Annotated in this window: 2 protein-coding genes and 1 pseudogene; all 3 read left to right on the top strand. The window is 59.4% G+C overall.

Annotation, left to right across the window (positions count from 1 at the left end; genetic code table 11):
- Nucleotides 1-148, top strand: a pseudogene (locus tag AWB82_RS38780) (IS5/IS1182 family transposase); the annotation flags it as partial.
- 212 nt (nt 149-360) lie between these two features.
- Nucleotides 361-1,293: an MBL fold metallo-hydrolase gene (locus tag AWB82_RS36525; RefSeq protein ID WP_086974094.1), complete on the top strand. Its 933-nt coding sequence runs from the start codon at nt 361-363 to the stop codon at nt 1,291-1,293.
- A gap of 483 nt (nt 1,294-1,776) precedes the next feature.
- The gene (locus AWB82_RS36530) at nt 1,777-2,343 is read left to right on the top strand and encodes a YbhB/YbcL family Raf kinase inhibitor-like protein (protein ID WP_086974095.1); all 567 of its coding nucleotides are present in this window, start codon (nt 1,777-1,779) and stop codon (nt 2,341-2,343) included.
- Nucleotides 2,344-2,400 lie beyond the last annotated feature (57 nt).

Here is a 2,400-nt window from a genome sequence, read left to right on the forward strand (position 1 = left end):
CAATCAGTGCCGCCGATCAACGCGACTCCACCGATTCGCGGATTGCGCGGCCATCCACTGCACTGCAATGCCTGCGCATGATCGCCGCCGACCGCGGCTTCAACTCCGAGCGGCTTCGTCGCCCTTGCGCAATCGCCGGATCGAGCCGCCACTTCTCGCCTGTCCTTCGTCTATTGTCGCCACCCAGACAACACGGTGTACTCATTCGTGACGCTACTGGCCTTCGCCACCTCTACCTACAATCCGTCACACGCTCGGTCGAAATGCGAGCAAAACGAAGCGCGCGGCATTCGTGGTCGTGCTCGTGAAAACACGCCGCGCAGTGCGGCTTACTCCACTTAATTTCCGGGACTATCGAAGATGAGCCAAACAATCCGCAACGTGCAGCCCGTTATCGCCAATCTCGGCAAAGAAGGTTCGGTCGAACTCGTGCCTTCCCGCTACGCCGTGCGCGTGGGTGACGTCGACGTGGTGTTGATCAGCGATGGCGTCCTGCCGCTGCCGACTTCCACCATGTCCACCAACGTGAGCGAAACAGACCGCAACGATTGGTTCGATGGTCGTTTCCTGCAACGCGATATGTTCGATTGGGCGTTGAATATCGCGCTCGTGCGCAGCGGCGAACGCCTAATCCTGATCGACTCTGGCGTAGGCGACGGTTTCGAATACTTCTCGCGCGCCGGTCAGTCGGTCATGCGCCTGGAGTCAGCTGGCATCGACCTGGCTGCGATCACCGATATCGTGGTCACGCATATGCACATGGATCACGTCGGCGGGCTGAACGTCGATGGTGTCAAGGCCAGGCTGCGTCCGGACGTGCGCATTCACGTGTCCGCCGCAGAAGTGGAGTTCTGGAAAAATCCAGACTTCAGCAAGACGGTGATGCCGGAAACGGTTCCTCCCGCGCTCCGCAAGGCTGCTGCAAAGTTCGTGGAACTCTACAGCGAAAACATCGTGCAGTTCGAGCAGACCGTAGAAGTCGCAGCGGGCGTGTCGGCGCGCGTAACCGGTGGTCATACGCCGGGACATTGCGTAGTGGATGTCGCATCACACGGGGAGAAGCTGACGTTCGTAGGCGACGCGATTTTCGAAGTCAACTTCGACAATCCCGATTGGCAAAATGGCTTCGAGCACGATCCTGAAGCGGCTTTGAACGTGCGTATCGCGCTGTTCAACGAAGCCGCTGAAACCCGCGCGCTCCTGGCCGCAGCCCATGTCGCGTTTCCGTCCATCGGTCACATTGCAAAGGCCGGTAAGGGCTTCCGTTTTGTGCCGGTACAGTGGGACTACTGATTGGCTCGACTTCAGTGTGCCTACGAAAGCCGACTCCAGCTATTGAGGAGCAGTGCGAGGTGGCTTCGATGGGTGTCTGCATCAACTGGCGGCCGTAGTCCTGGACACAGCATCTTCGTGGTCGCCAAGACGGCGATCGACTGACGCCGGCCGGCGACGCCGTGTTCCCCGTTGGCTTCGAGTCCGGGCTGGCATAACGGCTTCGAACACGACGCTGATGAGGCTGTACGCGTTCGGGTCGATCTCTTGCGGAACGTGGCTGATCCCGATGAGTTGCTTGCGGCTGCGCACCTGCCATTCCCTTCGGCCGGCCGAATGGCATTGGACGGCGACGCTTTTCGTTGCGCGCCGGTCTTCTTGGACTACTGAGGTTGATTGAAGCCCGCAAGGTGCCGGCATTTCCGCGGGTGCCTGCTCATAACGTTCAGCCAATGAAAGTTAATGAGCACATTTCTTCTACTAGTTCTACACAACGGACTCGATATGAAACTCAACGGTCTCCTGCCAGCCTTCTGCACGGCTTTGCTTGCAACTGTACCAGCCGTCGCGGTTGCAAATTCTTTCACTGTCAAAGTCGATGGGCTGAATCGCGGTCAGTTCGGAAACGAACAAGTGTACGGTAGATTTGGCTGTCACGGCGAAAACGTGTCTCCGCGCATTTCGTGGTCGCGTGTTCCGACCGGCACGAAGAGCATCGTCATCACCATCCACGACCCCGATGCGCCCACGGGCGGTCTGGGCTGGACGCACTGGCAAGTGGCAAACATTCCGCCGTCTCAAACCTCGATCGAGAAAGGCGCGTCGGGCAATGCCCGAGTGCTGCCAATAGGTGCCATCGAGACGCTGACCGATTTTGGTGCCTCGGCTTATGGCGGACCGTGCCCGCCGCAAGGCGAATCCCACCGATATATCGTGACGGTTTCGGCACTGGCGGTTTCCAGCCTCGATGTCAAAGCGGATTCCAGTCCGGCGCTCGTCGCCTATCAGATGCACGGAAAGATCATCGGCCAGGCGCGCTACGTGGCGCGCTATCACCGTTCGGCGGAGTGAGCGGCGAATGATCGGGGAGTCGCTTGCGACATCTCGCCAGTGCCTTTGGCCGACCCT

The organism is Caballeronia glebae, assembly GCF_001545035.1.
In the GTDB taxonomy this organism is placed as follows: Bacteria; Pseudomonadota; Gammaproteobacteria; order Burkholderiales; family Burkholderiaceae; genus Caballeronia; species Caballeronia glebae.

Bases quoted from the DNA above. Each gene is read 5' to 3' on its own strand.
- AWB82_RS36525 (WP_086974094.1), top strand. From the start codon at position 361: ATGAGCCAAACAATCCGCAACGTGCAGCCCGTTATCGCCAATCTCGGC.
- AWB82_RS36530 (WP_086974095.1), top strand. From the start codon at position 1,777: ATGAAACTCAACGGTCTCCTGCCAGCCTTCTGCACGGCTTTGCTTGCA.